At 61.0% G+C, this 17,813-nt stretch carries 20 protein-coding genes (1 of these 20 running past the window's edge); 12 read left to right on the top strand and 8 right to left on the bottom strand.

The annotated features are described in order from the left end of the window. Window positions 1-1,205 carry the 5' portion of an aspartate aminotransferase family protein gene (locus tag ASE80_RS19535; RefSeq protein WP_056860411.1) on the bottom strand. The gene continues 145 nt to the left of window position 1, outside the view, so 1,205 of the gene's 1,350 nt are visible here — the first part of the coding sequence; its start codon is at window positions 1,203-1,205; the stop codon falls past the left edge of the window. A gap of 125 nt (window positions 1,206-1,330) precedes the next feature. On the opposite strand from ASE80_RS19535, the gene ASE80_RS19540 reads away from it, so the two are divergent. The 4 genes from ASE80_RS19540 to ASE80_RS19555 all read left to right on the top strand — a co-directional run bounded on the left by ASE80_RS19540 (window position 1,331) and on the right by ASE80_RS19555 (window position 5,075). After that, window positions 1,331-2,251, top strand: a complete 921-nt coding sequence (locus tag ASE80_RS19540) for a LysR family transcriptional regulator (protein ID WP_056860412.1) — start codon at window positions 1,331-1,333, stop codon at window positions 2,249-2,251. An 88-nt stretch (window positions 2,252-2,339) separates the two neighbouring features. After that, window positions 2,340-3,734, top strand: a complete 1,395-nt coding sequence (locus ASE80_RS19545) for a uracil-xanthine permease family protein (protein ID WP_056860708.1) — start codon at window positions 2,340-2,342, stop codon at window positions 3,732-3,734. Between the two features lie 87 nt (window positions 3,735-3,821). Next, window positions 3,822-4,481 carry a TetR/AcrR family transcriptional regulator gene (locus ASE80_RS19550; protein WP_056860413.1) on the top strand — a complete coding sequence of 220 codons (660 nt, stop codon included), beginning with the start codon at window positions 3,822-3,824 and terminating at the stop codon, window positions 4,479-4,481. 12 nt (window positions 4,482-4,493) lie between these two features. After that, window positions 4,494-5,075 (top strand): IMPACT family protein, encoded by a 582-nt coding sequence (locus ASE80_RS19555; protein WP_056860414.1) that lies wholly within the window; start codon window positions 4,494-4,496, stop codon window positions 5,073-5,075. A gap of 66 nt (window positions 5,076-5,141) precedes the next feature. Here ASE80_RS19555 and ASE80_RS19560 read toward each other — a convergent pair whose 3' ends face one another. Next, the gene (locus ASE80_RS19560) at window positions 5,142-5,558 is read right to left on the bottom strand and encodes a hypothetical protein (protein WP_056860415.1); all 417 of its coding nucleotides are present in this window, start codon (window positions 5,556-5,558) and stop codon (window positions 5,142-5,144) included. Between the two features lie 83 nt (window positions 5,559-5,641). Between ASE80_RS19560 and ASE80_RS19565 the strand changes: the two genes are divergently transcribed. From ASE80_RS19565 to ASE80_RS19575, 3 genes are all read left to right on the top strand, one after another. After that, on the top strand, window positions 5,642-5,992 hold the full coding sequence (locus ASE80_RS19565) for a MerR family transcriptional regulator (RefSeq protein WP_056860416.1): 351 nt from the start codon (window positions 5,642-5,644) through the stop codon (window positions 5,990-5,992). 25 nt (window positions 5,993-6,017) lie between these two features. Next, entirely contained in the window at window positions 6,018-6,704 is a 687-nt protein-coding gene (locus ASE80_RS19570) for an SDR family oxidoreductase (protein WP_056860417.1), read from the top strand. Between the two features lie 187 nt (window positions 6,705-6,891). Next, window positions 6,892-8,250: an 8-oxoguanine deaminase gene (locus ASE80_RS19575; protein WP_056860418.1), complete on the top strand. Its 1,359-nt coding sequence runs from the start codon at window positions 6,892-6,894 to the stop codon at window positions 8,248-8,250. Window positions 8,251-8,383: 133 nt separating this feature from the next. On the opposite strand, the gene ASE80_RS19580 is transcribed toward ASE80_RS19575, so the two are convergent. Next, window positions 8,384-9,475 carry a calcium:proton antiporter gene (locus ASE80_RS19580; protein WP_056860419.1) on the bottom strand — a complete coding sequence of 364 codons (1,092 nt, stop codon included), beginning with the start codon at window positions 9,473-9,475 and terminating at the stop codon, window positions 8,384-8,386. A gap of 194 nt (window positions 9,476-9,669) precedes the next feature. Between ASE80_RS19580 and ASE80_RS19585 the strand changes: the two genes are divergently transcribed. Then, the gene (locus ASE80_RS19585; RefSeq protein WP_043051475.1) at window positions 9,670-10,623 is read left to right on the top strand and encodes an adenosine deaminase; all 954 of its coding nucleotides are present in this window, start codon (window positions 9,670-9,672) and stop codon (window positions 10,621-10,623) included. A gap of 131 nt (window positions 10,624-10,754) precedes the next feature. Here the strand turns inward: ASE80_RS19585 and ASE80_RS19590 are convergent, their stop codons facing one another. From ASE80_RS19590 to ASE80_RS19600, 3 genes are all read right to left on the bottom strand, one after another. Continuing rightward, window positions 10,755-12,125 carry an MFS transporter gene (locus ASE80_RS19590; protein WP_056860420.1) on the bottom strand — a complete coding sequence of 457 codons (1,371 nt, stop codon included), beginning with the start codon at window positions 12,123-12,125 and terminating at the stop codon, window positions 10,755-10,757. Window positions 12,126-12,227: 102 nt separating this feature from the next. Then, window positions 12,228-12,914, bottom strand: coding sequence for an ArsR/SmtB family transcription factor (locus ASE80_RS19595; RefSeq protein ID WP_056860421.1), 687 nt, complete (start codon window positions 12,912-12,914; stop codon window positions 12,228-12,230). Between the two features lie 148 nt (window positions 12,915-13,062). Beyond that, window positions 13,063-13,977 (bottom strand): LysR family transcriptional regulator, encoded by a 915-nt coding sequence (locus ASE80_RS19600; protein ID WP_017134714.1) that lies wholly within the window; start codon window positions 13,975-13,977, stop codon window positions 13,063-13,065. A gap of 118 nt (window positions 13,978-14,095) precedes the next feature. Between ASE80_RS19600 and ASE80_RS19605 the strand changes: the two genes are divergently transcribed. The 3 genes from ASE80_RS19605 to ASE80_RS19615 all read left to right on the top strand — a co-directional run bounded on the left by ASE80_RS19605 (window position 14,096) and on the right by ASE80_RS19615 (window position 15,756). Beyond that, complete coding sequence (locus tag ASE80_RS19605; RefSeq protein ID WP_056860422.1) at window positions 14,096-14,389, top strand: putative quinol monooxygenase; 294 nt, start codon at window positions 14,096-14,098, stop codon at window positions 14,387-14,389. Window positions 14,390-14,414: 25 nt separating this feature from the next. Beyond that, complete coding sequence (locus tag ASE80_RS19610; protein ID WP_056860423.1) at window positions 14,415-15,428, top strand: zinc-binding alcohol dehydrogenase family protein; 1,014 nt, start codon at window positions 14,415-14,417, stop codon at window positions 15,426-15,428. Between the two features lie 145 nt (window positions 15,429-15,573). Then, window positions 15,574-15,756, top strand: coding sequence for a hypothetical protein (locus ASE80_RS19615; protein WP_017134711.1), 183 nt, complete (start codon window positions 15,574-15,576; stop codon window positions 15,754-15,756). A gap of 8 nt (window positions 15,757-15,764) precedes the next feature. Here ASE80_RS19615 and ASE80_RS19620 read toward each other — a convergent pair whose 3' ends face one another. Then, window positions 15,765-16,958, bottom strand: coding sequence for a multidrug effflux MFS transporter (locus tag ASE80_RS19620; RefSeq protein ID WP_056860424.1), 1,194 nt, complete (start codon window positions 16,956-16,958; stop codon window positions 15,765-15,767). A gap of 87 nt (window positions 16,959-17,045) precedes the next feature. After that, window positions 17,046-17,243: a heavy-metal-associated domain-containing protein gene (locus tag ASE80_RS19625; RefSeq protein ID WP_056860425.1), complete on the bottom strand. Its 198-nt coding sequence runs from the start codon at window positions 17,241-17,243 to the stop codon at window positions 17,046-17,048. Between the two features lie 147 nt (window positions 17,244-17,390). Between ASE80_RS19625 and ASE80_RS19630 the strand changes: the two genes are divergently transcribed. After that, window positions 17,391-17,771, top strand: coding sequence for a hypothetical protein (locus tag ASE80_RS19630; RefSeq protein ID WP_056860426.1), 381 nt, complete (start codon window positions 17,391-17,393; stop codon window positions 17,769-17,771). The last annotated feature ends 42 nt before the right edge of the window (window positions 17,772-17,813 follow it).

Genomic DNA, 17,813 nt, shown 5'->3' on the forward strand with positions numbered 1-17,813 from the left:
TCGAATGGACGCACGATGGCATCACCGTCACGCGGGGCAATCTGGATCGCGCCGGCCAGGCCGTAGTTACGGATGTCGATCACATTCTTGCTGCCCTTCAACCCGTGCAGCGCATTCTCAAAGTGCGGGGCGACTTCGGCTACGCTCTGCACCAGGTTTTCCTTCTGCAACAGGTCCAATGCCGCCAAGCCAGCTGCGCAAGCCACCGGGTGCGCCGAGTAGGTGTAGCCGTGGGGGAATTCCACCGCGTATTCCGGCGTCGCCTGGTTCATGAAGGTCTGATAGACCTCGCTGCTGGCAATCACCGCGCCCATCGGGATCGCGCCGTTGGTGACTTGCTTGGCGATGCACATGAGGTCCGGGGTCACACCAAAGCTGTCGGCGCCGAACATCGAGCCGGTACGGCCGAAACCGGTGATCACTTCATCGAACACCAGCAGGATGTTGTGTTGGTCGCAGATCTCACGCAGACGCTTGAGATAACCCTGTGGAGGCACCAGCACGCCCGCGGAACCGGCCATCGGTTCAACAAACACCGCTGCGATGTTCGACGCGTCGTGCAACTCGATCAGCTTGAGCAGCTCATCGGCCAAGGCGATACCGCCCTGCTCCGGCATGCCACGGGAGAACGCATTGCTCGCCAGCAACGTGTGCGGCAGATGGTCAACGTCCATCAGGCCCTGGCCAAAGAGCTTACGGTTGCCGTTCACGCCACCCAGGCTGGTCCCGGCAATGTTCACACCGTGATAGCCACGTGCGCGGCCGATCATCTTGGTCTTGGTGGCCTGGCCTTTAAGGCGCCAGTAGGCACGCACCATCTTCACCGCGGTATCAGCGCACTCAGAACCGGAGTCGGTGAAGAACACGTGGTTCAGGTTGCCTGGGGTCAGGTCGGTGATCTTTTCCGCCAGTTGGAAGGACAACGGATGACCGTATTGAAAGCCCGGGGAGTAGTCCAGGGTGCCCAATTGCTTGGAGACGGCTTCTTGAATCTCCTTACGGGTGTGCCCGGCGCCACAGGTCCACAGGCCCGACAACGAGTCGTACACCCGACGGCCCTTGTCATCAATCAACCAGCTGCCTTCAGCGCCGACAATCAGGCGCGGGTCGCGCTGGAAGTTGCGGTTGGCCGTGTAAGGCATCCAGTGCGCATCCAACTTCAGTTGGCTGGCCAGGGACGATGGGGCGTTTTCGGGCATGTTCATCAGCAAAACCTCGCGGGGCAAAAGGCAGCGTCGGGATTGAAAAGCGTTGTTGCAGCTAAATTGCCACGGCGATAAAGTCGGTGAAATCCAACTCTTCTAACCTTCAGTCAGGCCTTCACTAAACTATGAGCAGCCGTCGACCCGATCCCCTGGCCCAAGTCAGCGACTTCGATATCCGCCTTCTGCGTATCTTTCGCAGCGTGGTGGAATGCGGTGGTTTCTCGGCGGCAGAAACCGTGCTCGGCATCGGCCGCTCGGCCATCAGCCAGCAAATGAGCGACCTCGAGCAACGTCTGGGGTTAAGACTGTGCCAACGCGGGCGCGCTGGATTCTCCCTGACCGAAGAAGGCCGCGAGGTCTACCAATCGGCCTTGCAGCTATTAAGTGCGCTGGAAAGCTTTCGCACCGAGGTCAACGGCCTGCACCAGCATTTGCGCGGCGAACTGATCATCGGCCTCACCGACAACCTGGTCACCCTGCCCCACATGCGCATCACCCACGCCCTGGCGCAGTTGAAGGAGCGCGGCCCGGACGTGCAGATCCAGATCCGCATGATCGCCCCGAATGAAGTGGAACAAGGCGTACTCGATGGCCGCCTGCATGTCGGCGTAGTGCCCCAGGCGAGTGCCTTGTCGGGCCTGGAATACCAACCCCTGTACAGCGAACGCTCGTTGCTCTACTGCGCGGTCGGCCACCCGTTGTTTTACGCGGAAGACAAGCAGCTGGACGACCCACGTATCGACAGCCAGGACGCCATCGCCCCGACCTTCCGCTTGCCCGCCGAAATCCAGGCCCATTACCAGGCACTCAATTGCACGGCCAGCGCTTCGGACCGTGAAGGCATGGCGTTCCTGATCCTCACCGGGCGCTATATCGGCTACCTGCCCGACCACTACGCCAGCCTGTGGGTACAACAAGGCCGACTGCGCGCGCTGAAACCGGCTACACGTTTTTACGATTTGAGCCTCGCATCGGTCACGCGCAAGGGCCGCCGCCCTCATTTGGTGCTGGAAAGCTTTCTGGAGAGCCTGGCGGCAACGCGCTAACTCGGGCCTCTCGTTAAAAGCTGAGCAACTGGACAGCTTTTTGCAAGGGAACCAGGACCTTGAACCGTCCGCCCTGAGTTTGCCCGCCATGCCACCAGAAACCTTGAGCCCCAACGACCTGATCTACGGCCTGAACGACCGCCCGAAACCACTGCCCGCGCTACTGGCAGCCTTGCAACATGTGCTGGCCGCCTTCGTCGGCATCATCACCCCGCCACTGATCATCGGTTCTACGTTGGGGCTCACCGCCCACCTGCCCTACCTGATCAGCATGGCGTTGATGGTGTCCGGCGTGGGCACTTTCATTCAGGCACGCAGGCCATTTGGTATCGGCGCCGGGATGATCTGCCTGCAAGGCACCAGCTTTGCGTTTCTCGGTGCGGTGTTGTCAGCAGGCTTTCTGGTGAAACAACGCGGCGGCAGCCCGGAAGACATCATGGCGATGGTCTTCGGCGTGTGCTTTTTCGGCGCGGCGGTGCAGATCGTGTTGAGCCGTTTCATCGGGCAATTGCGCCGTGTGATCACGCCCCTGGTCACCGGTATCGTCATCACCTTGATCGGCATCAGCCTGATCAAAGTCGGCATCACCGACCTGGGCGGCGGTTTCAATGCGCCTGACTTCGGCGCACCGACCAACCTGGCCTTGGGGCTGTTCGTCGTATTGACGATCATCTTGCTCAACCGCTCGAACACGCCGTGGGTGCGCCTCTCGGCAATCATCATCGGCCTGGCCCTCGGCAGCCTGGCCGCGTGGTTCAGCGGCAAGCTGGTGCCCCAAGCCTTGCCCGACTTGCCATTGATCAGCGTGCCGATGCCGTTTCGCTTTGGTTTCAACTTCGACTGGAGCGCCTTCCTGCCCATCGCGCTGATTTATCTGATCAGCAGTATCGAAACCGTTGGCGACCTCACCGCCAACTGCATGATCGCCCGCCAGCCCATCAGCGGCCCTTCCTATATAAGCCGACTCAAGGGCGGCGTATTGGGTGATGGCGTCAGTTGCATGATCGCCGCCACCTTCAGCGCATTCCCCAATACCACGTTTGCGCAGAACAACGGCGTGATCCAACTCACCGGCGTGGCCAGCCGTTACGTCGGCTTATACATTGGCGTGCTGCTGTTCTGTCTCGGCTTGTTTCCATTGATCGGCGCGGTGCTGCAGCAAATCCCCAAACCGGTATTGGGCGGCGCCACCCTGGTGATGTTCGGCAGCGTGGCCGCCGCTGGCGTGCGCATTCTTGCCCAGGCGCCACTGGACCGACGCAGCATGTTGATCATCGCCACCTCCTTTGGTGTTGGCCTGGGCATCGCCGCCCAACCTGAGTTGCTGCACTTGATGCCGCCTCTGGTGCAAAACCTGTTCGACTCGGCCATCACCAGCGGCGGCCTGACGGCCATCGTGTTGTGCCTGTTATTGCCCGAGGCCAAAGCGGCTGCGGTTGGCGCAAACCACGCGCCGGAAAGCGACACACTGGAACCGCTTTGACGGTTTTATTGCATCGGGACTTGTCTGAGGCTTGAGGGTGGGTTATCTGTGCACACGTCGTCTCTATCGATCAGCACGGAAACCTCCATGAGCCTCGAAGTTCCTGCCCACAGCAACCACGCCGGTAAACCTGCCAGCCGTATTCGGCAAAAGAATGAACAAGCGATTCTCCAGGCGGCTGAAGACGAATTCGCGCGCCATGGCTACAAAGGCACCAGCATGAACACCATTGCCTCGAGTGCCGGGCTGCCCAAGGCCAACCTGCATTATTACTTCACCAACAAGCTCGGCCTGTACATTGCGGTACTGAGCAATATCCTCGAACTGTGGGACAGCACCTTCAACGCGCTGACCGCCGAGGACGACCCTGCCGTGGCGCTGACACGCTACATCCGCACCAAAATGGAGTTCTCCCGACGCCACCCGCAAGCCTCACGGATCTTCGCCATGGAGATCATCAGCGGCGGTGAATGCCTGACCGAATATTTCAGCCAGGACTACCGCGCCTGGTTCAGTGGCCGCGCAGCGGTGTTCCAGGCCTGGATCGAAGCCGGCAAGATGGACCCCATCGACCCCGTGCACCTGATTTTCCTGCTGTGGGGCAGTACCCAGCATTACGCCGACTTCGCCACCCAGATCTGTCGCGTCACCGGTCGCACCAAGCTGACCAAGCAGGACATGGAAGACGCCGGCACCAACCTGATCCATATCATCCTCAAAGGCTGCGGCATCAAGCCGACCCTATAAACGAAGCGACTTATGCCTTTCACGCTGACCGGCTTTTGCGAATTTCGTGAAGAAATACGCAAAAGCCGCTTTATCACCTTGGCCGCGCCGATCACCAGCGCGCAAGACGCCCAGGCGTTTTTCGAGCAGCACAGCGACCTCAACGCCACGCACAACTGCTGGGCCTGGAAGCTCGCCGACCAGTACCGCAGCAATGACGATGGCGAACCCGGCGGAACGGCCGGGCGGCCGATCCTGGCCGCCATTGAAGCCCAAGGCTTTGATCAGGTCGCCGTATTGGTGATTCGCTGGTACGGCGGCATCCAGCTGGGCACCGGCGGGCTGGCCCGCGCCTACGGCGGCGGCGCCAACAAATGCCTGCAGAATGCCGAACGCATCGAGTTGATCAGCCGTGTACCGCTCAGTTGTGCCTGCAGTTTCTCGGAATTGAACCTGGTGAAACTGCGCGTGGCCGAACTGGGCGGGCTGGTGGTGGAAGAAACCTTCACCGCCAATGGCGTCGAGCTACAGCTCGCACTCGGCGAGGCGCACATCGACACGCTGCAAACCCAGCTCGCCGACCTCAGCCGTGGGCGCATTCTGCTCGAACGCTGAAACTGCCCACATCTACTGTGCACCTGCCTGTGGATAACCTGAGTACACCCGCCTGTAACCCTTCTTTCACAAGGGCTTACGGGCGCCGATCATTTTTTGATCAGTATTCACCGGTAATATCTGCGCAACGCCCCACAACACTTCCAGCAGCAGAATTATCCACAGCACCGACGTGGCGCCCTGCATCAGCGCGTACAGCTGCCAGGTCGCAAACAGCCCACGGCCGGCCGCGTCATACCGCCCGAATTGGCGCTGAGGGTCGCGAATACGCAGCACTGCCCACACGCACACAATCGAACCGAGCAGGTTGGCCATCAGCACGTGCGCAGGCAGAAACGGCGGTAGCTCGCCCGGCAGGTTCAAGCCCTGCAACAGGCCGTGCACTAATGCAAAACTCCACGGCGTGACAAACGCCGCGGTGATGATCAAGTCATACCAGGCGCTGGCCCGCACCAGTGTTCGGTAGTGTTTTTGTGTCCACATAGCAGCAAGCTCCTTCAATTCAAGAAGCCAGCAGGCTAAAGCCTGGAGTATGCTCCAGGGTCAAGCCCTCTCGAGCCCGTCTCATGCGTATCGGCGAATTAGCCCAGGCCAGCCAGGTCAGCCGCGACACCTTGCGCTTCTATGAGCAGCGCGGGTTGATCGCCGCGCAACGCAGCGCCAACGGTTACCGCGACTACCCGCCGGACATGGTGCAACTGGTGCTCTATATCAAGACTGCCCAGCGCCTGGGTTTCAGCCTCGGCGAGATCGGCACCAGCGTCGCCGCCTTATGGCAGGCACCCGACCCCGACGCTGCCGTCACACAATTGCTGCACGACAAGCTCAACCTGATCGAAACCCGCATCACTGAACTCGGCCATCTGCGCCAGGAGTTGCAGCAAAGGCTCGGGCAACGTTGTCCATTAAATCCGTGAACCTCCATTTCAAAGGAAGCCTTTCATGTCTACGCCAAAAACCGCACTGATCATCGGCGCCTCGCGCGGGCTGGGCCTTGGCCTGGTCAAGCAATTGCTGCAGGACGGCTGGGAGGTGACCGCCACCGTGCGTGACCCGAACAAGGCCGATGCGCTCAAAGCCGTGGGCCAGGTGCAGATCGAGAAGCTGGACATGGACGATCAGCAGGCGGTGATCGCTTTGGCCCAACGCCTGAAAGAGCGCACCTTCGACCTGCTGTTCGTCAACGCCGGGGTCAAAGGCCCTGCCAACCAGGAGCCGGGCCACGCCACCCTGGCGGAAGTCGGCCAGCTGTTTTTCACCAACGCCGTGGCGCCGATCAACCTGGCCCAGCGCTTTGTCGGGCAGATCCGCAAAGACACCGGCGTGCTGGCGTTCATGAGTTCGGTGCTGGGCAGCGTGACGATTCCCGATGGCTCCGACCTGGCGCTGTACAAGGCCAGCAAGGCTGCACTCAACTCCATGACCAACAGCTTCATCACGCAACTGAGTGACCCTAAACTCACGGTGCTGTCGCTGCATCCGGGCTGGGTGAAGACCGACATGGGCGGCGAAAACGCGCACATTGATGTCGACACCAGCGTGCGCGGCCTGGTGGAGCAGGTGAATGCCTACACCGGCAAAGGCGGCCATCACTTCGTGGACTACAAGGGCGACACCATCGCCTGGTAACAGCTCGGTCCAACCTGTGGGAGCGGGCTTGCCCGCGATGGTCTCAAGAGCACCTCGCTCCTACAGATAGACCTGATCATGGACTACACGTAAACTCTGCTCCTCGCCCTCACCGGCGACCCTGGATCAGCAGACAGGGCAACACTGAGCTGGCAAACCTGAACCCATCATTCAGAGGAGCCGGCCAATGCCTGCGACCCGTATCTGGTTAAAAACCCCCCTCGCGATTTTCACCGCCAATGGCCTCGACGCCCGTGGTGGCCTGGTGCTGCAAGACGGTGTGATCACCGAAGTGCTGGGCTGGGGAAAAGAGCCCGCCGTGCCCTGTGCACAAGTGTTCGATGCACGCGAGCATGTGGTGCTTCCCGGCCTGATCAACACCCACCATCACTTCTACCAAACCCTGACCCGCGCCTGGGCGCCGGTGGTGAACCAGCCGCTCTTCCCGTGGCTGAAAACCCTGTACCCGGTCTGGGCACGCCTGACCCCGGAAAAACTCGCGCTGGCGTCCAAAGTCGCCCTCGCAGAATTGCTGCTGTCTGGCTGCACCACGGCGGCCGACCACCATTACCTGTTCCCTGACGGCCTGGAAAATGCCATCGATGTACAAGTAGAAAGCGTGCGCGAACTGGGCATGCGCGCCATGCTCACTCGCGGCTCCATGAGCCTGGGCGAAGCCGATGGTGGCCTGCCGCCGCAGCAAACCGTGCAACAAGGCCAGGTGATCCTCGATGACAGCCAGCGCCTGATCCGCGAATACCACCAGCGCGGCGACGGCGCGCAAATCCAGATCGCCCTGGCGCCCTGCTCGCCGTTTTCGGTCACCCCGCAAATCATGCAAGCCAGCGCCGAACTGGCCAACAGCCTCGACGTGCGCCTGCACACGCACCTGGCCGAAACCCTCGACGAAGAAGACTTCTGCCTGCAGCGTTTTGGCCTGCGCACGGTGGACTACCTCGACAGCGTCGGCTGGCTTGGCCCGCGCACCTGGCTGGCCCACGGCATTCACTTCAACCCGGACGAGATCGCCCGCTTGGGCGCGGCCGGCACCGGCATCTGCCATTGTCCAAGTTCGAATATGCGCCTGGCTTCCGGCATCTGCCCGACCCTGGACCTGCTCGCCGCCGGCGCGCCGATTGGCCTGGGCGTCGACGGTTCGGCCTCCAACGATGCCTCGAACATGATCCTCGAAGCGCGCCAGGCCCTGTACATCCAGCGCCTGCGTTACGGCGCGGAAAAGATCACCCCGGAAGGCGTGCTGGGCTGGGCCACCAAAGGCTCGGCACAGTTGCTGGGGCGCACGGATATCGGTGAGTTGGCCGTGGGCAAACAGGCAGACCTGGCGCTGTTCAAGCTCGATGAGCTGCGTTTTTCCGGCAGCCATGACCCGATTTCGGCGCTGCTGCTGTGCGGCGCCGACCGCGCGGACCGGGTGATGATCGGCGGCAAGTGGCGGGTGATCGATGGGCAGGTTGAAGGGCTGGACCTTAAAGGCTTGATTGCCGATCACAGCCAGGCGGCGAAACAGCTGATCGCCGGCACCTGAGCCCTGCACAAAGCCAACTGTGGGAGCTGGCTTGCCTGCGATGCAGACACCTCGGTCTATAGCCATACCGAGTGGATGCCATCGCGGGCAAGCCCGGCTCCCACATGGGTTTTAAGGTGTACTTGAAGGCCGGTTACACCCCAAGCAACGACAACATGATAAAGGTCGCAAACAACACAAAGTGCGTCATCCCTTCGATGGCATTGGTTTCGCCATCGTTGAGGTTGATCGCACTCACCACCAGCGTGATCAACACCATCACGGTTTGCACCGGCGTCATCGCCATCTGGAACGGCTGGCCGGTATAAAGCGCCATGGCTTCCATCACCGGCACGGTCAGGATCACCGTCGACAACGACGCACCCAGTGCGATGTTCACCACCGATTGCATGCGGTTAGCCAGGGCTGCACGCAACGCCGTGAGAATTTCCGGCGCGGCCGAAATCGCCGCCACCACAATCGCGGTAATCACCGGCGGTGCGCCCGTGCCTTCCAGGCCCAGGTCCAGGGTCTTGGACATCACCTCGGCCAATGCGCCAATCACAATCACGCCAAACACCAGAGTACCGATGGAAAACGCCAGGTTGATCGGCGGCTCCTGCTGTTCTTCCGGCTGTTTTTTGCGACGCTTTTCCGGGTAGCTGTAGCTGAAGAAATAACTGTGCGGCCCCACCTGCATGCGCAGGAACAGGGTGTAAAGCAACACCATCGCGCCGATGGTGAAGGCCGAGTAAATTTTCCAGTCGGCTTCGGGGATAAATTCCGGCACCACCATCGACACGCCCATGGCGGTGAGGATCATCACGCTGTAACTGCGCGCCGAATCATCGTTGTAGGACTGTTCGCCATGCTTGATGCCGCCCATCAGCGCGGCCAGGCCGAGGATGCCGTTGATATCGAGCATCACTGCCGAATAAATCGTGTCGCGCACCAACGTCGGCGACGGCTCGTTGCTCATCATGATCGCCAGGATCACCACTTCCACCAGCACGGCGGCAAGGGTGAGGATCATGGTGCCGTAGGGGTCACCGACCTTTTCCGCCAGTTGCTCGGCGTGGTGGGCGACGCGCATCGACGCCATGACAATAAAAGCGATGAGCGCCAAGCCGCCCAGCAGGGCGATCATCTGCCCGCTGTGCAGCATCCAGTGCTCCAACGGGTAGGCGGCGATGGCGGCGATCAACGCCAGCCACATGAATTTTTCTTGCTTGAGGGATGTGAGCATTCCGGGCCTTTTTGTGCAGCAAATCAGTCATTGATGGGGTACAGACTGCACCACGTCGCTAACGTTTCGTTACACCTTAGTTCAGATGGCCCTTGCGCGAATAAAACCAATACTCTCCTGCTGGTCAGGTTTTGCCGACTATTTCAGCCATGGCCTGTAGAATGCCGCCATTGCACCTGATGAGAATTTAGAACATGTACGATTGGCTCAACGCCCTGCCCAAGGCTGAATTGCACCTGCACCTGGAAGGCTCGCTGGAGCCTGAGTTGCTGTTCGCCCTGGCCGAACGCAACAAGATTGCACTGCCGTGGAATGACGTCGAAACCCTACGCAAGGCCTACGCCTTCAACAACCTGCAAGAGTTTCTCGACCTGTATTACAAGGGCGCCGATGTGCTGCGCACTTCCCAGGATTTCTACGACCTGACCTGGGCCTACCTGCTGCGCTGCAAAGCACAGAACGTGATCCACACCGAACCGTTCTTCGACCCGCAGACCCACACCGACCGTGGCGTGCCGTTCGAAGTGGTGCTTAACGGCATCGCCGCTGCGCTTAAAGATGGCGAGCAGCAACTGGGCATCACCAGCGGTTTGATCCTGAGCTTCCTGCGCCACTTGAGCGAAGCCGAAGCCGAGAAAACCCTCGACCAGGCGCTGCCGTTCCGTGACGCGTTTGTGGCCGTGGGCCTGGACAGCTCGGAAATGGGCCACCCGCCGAGCAAGTTCCAGCGCGTGTTCGACCGCGCCCGCCATGAAGGCTTCCTGACCGTGGCCCACGCCGGTGAGGAAGGCCCGCCCGAGTACATCTGGGAGGCCATCGACCTGCTGAAAATCCAGCGTATCGACCATGGCGTGCGCGCCATCGAAGACGAACGCCTGATGCAGCGCATCATCGACGAGCAGATTCCGCTGACCGTGTGCCCGCTGTCCAACACCAAGCTCTGTGTGTTCGACGACATGGCCCAGCACAACATCCTCGACATGCTTGAGCGTGGCGTGAAGGTGACGGTGAACTCGGATGACCCGGCGTACTTCGGCGGCTATGTCACCGAGAACTTCCACGCGCTGTACACCTCCCTGGGCATGACCCAGGACCAGGCCAAACGCCTGGCGCAGAACAGCCTGGATGCGCGGCTCGTGAAGCCATAACTGCATAAACGCAGTTCAAAAAATGTGGGAGCTGGCTTGCCTGCGATAGCGGTTCATCAGCCAGCCATTCGCTGCCTGAGCCACCGCTATCGCGGGCAAGCCCGGCTCCCACATTGATTGTGTATTGACCTCTAGATTTCGGTCAGTTCTTCCAGGGTCTTGCCCTTGGTCTCCATCCCAAACACCCACACCACCAGCGCCGCCACCGCAAAACACAGCGCGCCCAAGGCAAACACCCCGCCCTGCCCGGTTATCGGAAACACCAGCCCGGTAACCAACGGCCCCAGCAATGACCCTACCCGGCCAATAGCCGAGGCAAACCCGGAACCGGTTGCCCGCGCAGAAGTGGGATACAGCTCAGGCGTGTAGGTGTACAGCACCGCCCACATGCCAAACAGAAAGAACTGCATCAACAGCCCCGAGGTAATCAGCAGCCCCACGTTGCCGCCAAACACCGCGCTTTGCCCATACAGAAACGCCATCACCCCGCCGCCCAGCAGCGTCACTAAACACACCGGTTTACGGCCCCAACGCTCCACCAGCCAGGCCGCCATCAAGAACCCTGGTATCCCGCCCAGGGAAATAATCACCGTGTAATACACCGATTGCGTCACGGCAAAACCCGACTGCTGCAACAGCGCACTCAGCCAGGAAGTCAGCCCGTAAAAACCCAGCAAGGCAAAAAACCACACGCTCCAGATCATCATCGTGCGCTGGCGATACTGCGCCGACCACAGCTGCTGGAACGCCGAGAAAAACGTGCCTGGCACGCTCTCGACCCGAGGCAAGGCGATCGGCTCCGGCAAGTCCGCACGCCCCAACGAGTCGCGTACTTTCTGCTCAATACCGAGCAGCACCTTGTCCGCCGCCTCATGCCGCCCGGCCTGTTCCAGCCAGCGTGGCGACTCCGGGATAAAAAAACGAATCGCCAGCACAAACACCGCCGGCACCGCCAACACCAGGAAGATGTCGCGCCAGCCAATCACCGGCAGCAAAAAGTAGGACAGCACACCCGCCGCCACAAACCCCAGCGGCCAGAAGCCATCCATCAAGGCGATGTAACGCCCACGGCCCTTGGCGGGAATCAGCTCCGAGAGCATCGACTGCGCAATCGGGAATTCCATGCCCATGCCGATCCCCAGCAGGATGCGAAACAGCGTCAGCGTTTCCACCGTCTGCGCCGTGGAGCACAGGTAACTGGCGACGCCCCACAACACGATGCTCCACTGAAACACCGGCTTGCGCCCGAAGCGGTCGGCCAACATGCCGGACAACGACGCGCCGACCACCATGCCGAAAAAACTCGAACTGGCGAGTAACCCGGCCTGGGCCGTGCTCAGGCCGAACTCGGTTTTGATCGAGCCCAACAGGAAGGTCATCATCGCCAGGTCCATGGAGTCGAAAAAAAACGCCAGGGCGATGATGATGAAAATGATTCGGTGGTAACCGCTGATGGGCAACCGTTCCAGCCGCTCTGCCGCGCTATAGCCTTGCATACCCATGCCGCACCCCCTGTGTGAAAATCCCCAAGGCGAGTGTGCGGCATCGTTTTACCCGGTTATTGCTGGATACGACCTGACTGCAACTCTGAACGACGCACCCGCCTACGCCGTGGCCAGACGGTTGATTTCCGCAAGCCCCAGGTCCGTCACCAGCAAGGCACGCGACTCGTTGACCGCGTTGATCCAGCCGCACTGCAAAAACAACTGCAACAACCCGGCGCCCAATGCGCCCCCCAGGTGCGGTTGCTGCTGGCTCCAGTCAAAACAGTCGCAGGCCAGCGGCGCAGACAGCGCCTGGGTAAAAATGCCCAGGGTCGCGAAGTGCTGCGCGCCGGTGACGGTCACGTCGGTACGCTGTTCGTAGCGGTCGATCCAGCCGGCTTCCAGCATGCGCTGATAAAGCCCCGCCGCCAGCTCACCGCCCAGATGCCCCTGGCATAAACGCGCGCGCCGCAATGGCGGCGGTGCCAGGGATACACGCGGGCAAACCTGCGGCGCACTGCGTGCGGCACAGGCCAGGGTGGTACAAGCCAATGCGTCGACGGCAGCACAGACATCGGCGGCGGCCACGCGAAACCAGCGCTTGCCACGCTTGGCCTCGCTGCGCAGCAGACCGCTGCCGATAAGGCGCGCCAGATGCGCATTGGCCGAGGCGGCGGACAGGCCGGCGAGCATCGCCAGTTCGTCTGCGGTTTTTGCCGAACCGTCCATCAGTGACCAGAGCATGGCGGTGCGTTTGGGCTCAGCGAGCAAGCTGGCGATCTGACTGATGCAAGGTGCTTCTTCCATGTATTCACTCCTTGTAAATCATTTGTCTGCTGCGGTTGGAACCAAAGTATAGGGGCGCAAACCGCCCATTCCGCGGCGTCCGACAGCGCGAATGGGGACAGGCTCTGAGTGAAATTTCCGGCTTTGGTGGAGGCTATTGCCTAACGCTCTATCGCCCCGGCCTTTGGGCGGTCAAAGCCGCACAACGGGACACGAGCATTTCCCGCAGCAAGTTAATGGGTTTACTCAACTGAGCACGGTGGGCGCACAGCAGGTTGAGCGGCGTGCGCTCGCCGCGCAGCTCCGGCAACACCAGGCGCAAACGCCCTGCCAGCACGTCGGTACTCACATCCAGCCACGATTTGTAGGCAATGCCGACACCCGCCACCGCCCAGCGGCGCACCACATCGGCGTCGTCACTGAAGCGGTCACCGCTGACCGTCAGGCCGACCTCGCGCTTGCCGTCGTAAAAGCCCCAGTGGTCATGGACGCGGCTGCCCAGCATGTACAGCAGGCAATTGTGTTGCGCCAGTTGCTCAAGATGCCGGGGCTCGCCATGCCGCGCCAGGTAACTGGGCGCGGCGCACAGCACGCGAATATTGTCCGGGGCAATGGGCAGCGCGACCAGGCTGGAATCTTCAGGCTCGCCGTAGCGCAAAGCGATATCCACCGGCTGACGGAACAGGTCGGCGATGCGGTCGCCCAGCAGCAGGCGAATGTTCAATTGCGGGTACTCCAGCTGAAACTCATCGAGCCACGGCAACAGTTGGTTGCGCCCGAAATCCGACGGCGCCGAGAGTTGCAGCACACCGCTGACATGGTCCTGGCCGCTGGCCAACAGGCGCCGTCCTTCGTCCAGCGAACTCAGCGCGGCGCGAGCATATTCCAAAAACCCCTCGCCTTCGGCGGTCAGGCGCAAACTGCGAGTGGAACGCGCCAGCAAGCGCGTGCCCAGTTGCTGTTCGATACGCTTGAGCGCCGCGCTGGCCACGGCAGGCGAGAGGTCCATGATGCGTGCAGCGGCCGACAAACTGCCGAGGTCCGCCGCCCGCACAAACAACTGCAAATCATCAAAACGCAGCATTTACCCTCGCCCATTATCAAAATTTCATTGAAACAGACTGCTGTTTTAGCCGCTTTTATCGGCGCTGGAAATAGCTAATCATCTGCCCATCCCGTTCATCACGTGTCTGGAGTTGAATATGTCCGCTGCCTTTAACGTCATCGCCACGCTGATCGCCAAACCCGGCCAGCAGGCCAAGTTGGAAACCCTGCTGCGCGGCCTGTTGGAACCGACTCGCCTGGAAGCCGGTTGCGAGCAGTACGACCTGCATCAGGACCTGCAACACCCGGAAACCTTCTACATGCTCGAGCGCTGGAGCGACGACGCGGCGCTGGCCGACCACGACCAGAGCGCGCATATCCAAAGCTTCCGCGCCAAGGCTGCGGATGTGCTCGAACACTTCGAACTCAAGCGCCTGAAATTTCTTGCCTGATCACCACCCTTTTCCCGGAGCCATCATGAAAGCCATTGCCTACTACGCCTCACTGCCGATCAGCGACGAAGAATCCCTGCAAGACATCCAACTGCCGGAGCCGGTCGCCGGCCCACGTGACCTGCTGGTGGAAGTCAAAGCCATCTCCGTCAACCCGGTGGACACCAAAGTGCGCCAGAACGTCGCCCCGGAAAACGGCGCCGCCAAGGTGCTGGGCTGGGACGTGGCTGGCGTGGTCAAGGCGGTCGGCAGCGAAGTGACGCTGTTCAAGGCCGGCGACAAGGTGTTCTACGCCGGCTCCCTGGTGCGCCCAGGCGGCAACAGCGAACTGCACACCGTGGACGAGCGCATCGTCGGCCATATGCCCAAGAGCCTGGGTTTTGCCGAAGCCGCCGCACTGCCACTCACCGCCATCACCGCCTGGGAGCTGCTGTTCGAGCGCCTGCAAGTGCGTGAAGGTAAGGAAGATGAAGGCCAGAGCCTGCTGATCGTCGGCGCCGCCGGTGGTGTGGGTTCGATCCTGACCCAGCTGGCCAAGCAACTCACCGCGCTGAACGTTATCGGCACCGCCTCACGCCCGGAAACCCAGGAATGGGCCAAGGCGCTCGGCGCCGATGTGGTGATCGATCACAGCCAGCCGCTGAGCGTAGCCCTGAAAAACGCCGGCCAGCCCCAAGTGACCCACGTTGCCAGCCTGACCCAGACCGACCATCACCTGGACGAACTGGTCGAAGCCCTGCTGCCGCAAGGCAAGCTGGCGTTGATCGACGACCCCAAGGTGCTGGATGTGAGCAAACTCAAGCGCAAGAGCCTGTCGTTGCACTGGGAGTTCATGTACACACGCTCGATGTTCGAGACGCCGGACATGATCGAACAGCACAACCTGCTCAACCGCGTGGCCGAGCTGATCGACGCCGGCACCCTGAAAACCACGGTGGGCGAGCACTTCGGCGTGATCAACGCGGCAAATCTGCGCCGCGCCCATGCGCTGCTGGAAAGCGGCAAGGCCAAGGGCAAGATCGTATTGGAAGGGTTCTAACAAGTAGCTGTCAGAGTCGTCCATTATTCATGTGAGTAATGGACGACACCGCTAGTCAGAGAGTTGATCTTTGTCATATTTGCGAACGCATTCGGGTTTATATTGGCCGCCTTTGCCACGATTCTTTTACGTGAGGAAGTCAGCAATGAAGATCCTGATAAGAGCGTTAGCAAAATCCCCAGGCAACAAATGGCAGGTCAGCCTCGACGGCGACGCCTTCACCTTCCGCAGTGAGGCCGAGGCTCGCGCCTTTGCCGACACCCTGCAAGCGCGCATCCAGGCGCCCCACCGCATTCCCCTCAGCCAGCAACGTTCCGCCGCCGGCTGATCCGCACCTCAGACTTGCGCCTGCGCGGCCCTCGCCCGTTGCAGGCGCTGGGTCGACACTGCAATCGTCACCGCCAATACACCGCACAGGCTGATGACCATCGCCATCGGCATCGCCGTGCCGTCGTGCAATACGCCGACCAACGACGCCGCACCCGCCGCCACACCAAACTGAATGCAACCAAGCAACGCCGAGGCGCTGCCGGCCCGTGCGCCCTGCCCGGCCATGGCACACGCCGAGGTGTTGGGCAAAATGCAGCCCAGGCTGGCGATACAGATAAACAGCGGCACCAGTAATGGCCACAACGCTTCGGTGCGCAGGGCGGCAATGCCCAACAGCGTCAACGCCGCCGCCACGTAGACCCACACGGTGCGCGACAGCAAAAACGCCGGGCCACGCTTGGCCAGCAACCGCGCATTGAGTTGCGCAACCAGGATGAAGCCGGCGGCGTTGGAGCCAAATACCCAGCCGTAATGCTCGGCGGGCACGCCATAGAGTTTGATAAAGACGAACGGTGAACCGGCGATGTAGGCAAACATGCCGGCAATCGAGATACCGCCGGTGAGGGCATAACCCAGATAAACCCGGTCCGACAACAGGCTGACATAGCGGCTCAGCGAGCCGGACAGCGGTTGACGCGGCTTGTCGGCCGGCAAGGTTTCGGGCAACCCGACTGCAACAGCGATGGCGGCCATCACGCTGAAGATCGACAGCGCGAGGAAAATCGACTGCCAGCCCCACAGCCCGACCATCACCCCACCTGCCAACGGCGCGAGGATCGGCGCCAGACCGGTCACCAGCATCAACTGCGAATAAACCTTGGCCGAGCCCACGGCATCACATTTGTCGCTGACCACCGCCCGCGAAATCACCATGCCCGCGCAGCCGCCAAGGGCCTGCACAAAACGTGCGCCGATCAACCAATCCAGGGACGGCGCGTAGGCACAGGCGAACGAAGCCAGGGTAAACAGGGTCACGCCGCTGAGCAGCGGCACACGCCGACCAAAACGATCCGCCAGTGGCCCATAGATCAATTGGCCGATAGCCAGCCCGCCGAAGTACACGGCGAGGGTCAGTTGGATGTGTTTTTCGTCGGTGGCAAAGGCGGTGGCCATCGCCGGAAAGCCCGGCAGGTAAAAATCGATCGCCAACGGCGCGAAGGCGCTCAAGGCGCCCAGAATCAGGATTATGCGGAGGTTCATCAGACACCCAAGTGAGTCGGCAGCCCGACAGTCTAGCTGCGCTTGGGTGTGATGAACATTACGATAGCTCGCTAACTATCGGAAAATTCAAGCGAGCTTGGCGCTGTAGCCTTCTTCGGTGATCAGCGCTATAACCTGCTCGGCGGACAGTCGGCTTTCAACCCCGACTTCCTTGGCGGCCAGGTTGACGTTGACGCTCGCCGCCGGGTCCTGGCTCTGTACCGCTTGAGTGACCGCTCTAACACAATGGCCGCAGGTCATTCCTTCAACACTGAATACTTGCATGACATGACTCCTTTGATGAGGTTGGGGCCAGTCTCGACCTTGCCACGATGGCAAGGTCAAGCGCTCAAAATTGCGGCCGGGCTGGTATTCCGGCGTTGCCTCGGCCAAGCTTCACGCATCTTGGATTTGAACCACGGAGCATTCGCCATGCGCTGGTCGTTTTTTAGCCTTATCGGCCTGTTGAGCTTGTCCGCCGCTGCGCCCATGGCCTGTGCGGATCAAGACTATGCGGTGTTGATCATTTCCCGCGAGCGCCTGGAAGTGCCGACCAATTGCGAAATCGGCCTGTATATCCAGGACCAATTGGCCGGGCGTCTGTTCCAGGAACAGGCCACGTCGTTCAACCTGCCGGCGGGCAATGTATCGCTGCGCCTCAAGCTGCTGCCGGGCCAATCGCCAGGTTGCCTGCCGGGCATGCTCGCGCCGCCTGCGCAGAACATTACGCTGAAGGCCGGAGACATACGCAAACTGCGTATCGCCCAAGGCCCGGACGGTATGTACCTTAAACCCGCCGCACTGGAGTATTAAAGGCGCTTGACCTTCCCCACAGGTCAAGGTTGATGCTGGGGG

This window comes from Pseudomonas sp. Leaf15 (assembly GCF_001421425.1).
In the GTDB taxonomy this organism is placed as follows: Bacteria; Pseudomonadota; Gammaproteobacteria; order Pseudomonadales; family Pseudomonadaceae; genus Aquipseudomonas; species Aquipseudomonas salomonii.

Excerpts from the sequence above, each read along its gene's own strand:
- ASE80_RS19570 (WP_056860417.1), top strand. The coding sequence starts at position 6,018 with ATGTCTACGCCAAAAACCGCACTGATCATCGGCGCCTCGCGCGGGCTG.
- ASE80_RS19550 (WP_056860413.1), top strand. The coding sequence starts at position 3,822 with ATGAGCCTCGAAGTTCCTGCCCACAGCAACCACGCCGGTAAACCTGCC.
- ASE80_RS19610 (WP_056860423.1), top strand. The coding sequence starts at position 14,415 with ATGAAAGCCATTGCCTACTACGCCTCACTGCCGATCAGCGACGAAGAA.
- ASE80_RS19625 (WP_056860425.1), bottom strand. The coding sequence starts at position 17,243 with ATGCAAGTATTCAGTGTTGAAGGAATGACCTGCGGCCATTGTGTTAGA.
- ASE80_RS19560 (WP_056860415.1), bottom strand. The coding sequence starts at position 5,558 with ATGTGGACACAAAAACACTACCGAACACTGGTGCGGGCCAGCGCCTGG.
- ASE80_RS19580 (WP_056860419.1), bottom strand. The coding sequence starts at position 9,475 with ATGCTCACATCCCTCAAGCAAGAAAAATTCATGTGGCTGGCGTTGATC.
- ASE80_RS19555 (WP_056860414.1), top strand. The coding sequence starts at position 4,494 with ATGCCTTTCACGCTGACCGGCTTTTGCGAATTTCGTGAAGAAATACGC.
- ASE80_RS19620 (WP_056860424.1), bottom strand. The coding sequence starts at position 16,958 with ATGAACCTCCGCATAATCCTGATTCTGGGCGCCTTGAGCGCCTTCGCG.
- ASE80_RS19545 (WP_056860708.1), top strand. The coding sequence starts at position 2,340 with ATGCCACCAGAAACCTTGAGCCCCAACGACCTGATCTACGGCCTGAAC.
- ASE80_RS19585 (WP_043051475.1), top strand. The coding sequence starts at position 9,670 with ATGTACGATTGGCTCAACGCCCTGCCCAAGGCTGAATTGCACCTGCAC.
- ASE80_RS19565 (WP_056860416.1), top strand. The coding sequence starts at position 5,642 with ATGCGTATCGGCGAATTAGCCCAGGCCAGCCAGGTCAGCCGCGACACC.
- ASE80_RS19595 (WP_056860421.1), bottom strand. The coding sequence starts at position 12,914 with ATGGAAGAAGCACCTTGCATCAGTCAGATCGCCAGCTTGCTCGCTGAG.
- ASE80_RS19575 (WP_056860418.1), top strand. The coding sequence starts at position 6,892 with ATGCCTGCGACCCGTATCTGGTTAAAAACCCCCCTCGCGATTTTCACC.
- ASE80_RS19630 (WP_056860426.1), top strand. The coding sequence starts at position 17,391 with ATGCGCTGGTCGTTTTTTAGCCTTATCGGCCTGTTGAGCTTGTCCGCC.
- ASE80_RS19590 (WP_056860420.1), bottom strand. The coding sequence starts at position 12,125 with ATGGGTATGCAAGGCTATAGCGCGGCAGAGCGGCTGGAACGGTTGCCC.
- ASE80_RS19615 (WP_017134711.1), top strand. The coding sequence starts at position 15,574 with ATGAAGATCCTGATAAGAGCGTTAGCAAAATCCCCAGGCAACAAATGG.
- ASE80_RS19540 (WP_056860412.1), top strand. The coding sequence starts at position 1,331 with ATGAGCAGCCGTCGACCCGATCCCCTGGCCCAAGTCAGCGACTTCGAT.
- ASE80_RS19605 (WP_056860422.1), top strand. The coding sequence starts at position 14,096 with ATGTCCGCTGCCTTTAACGTCATCGCCACGCTGATCGCCAAACCCGGC.
- ASE80_RS19600 (WP_017134714.1), bottom strand. The coding sequence starts at position 13,977 with ATGCTGCGTTTTGATGATTTGCAGTTGTTTGTGCGGGCGGCGGACCTC.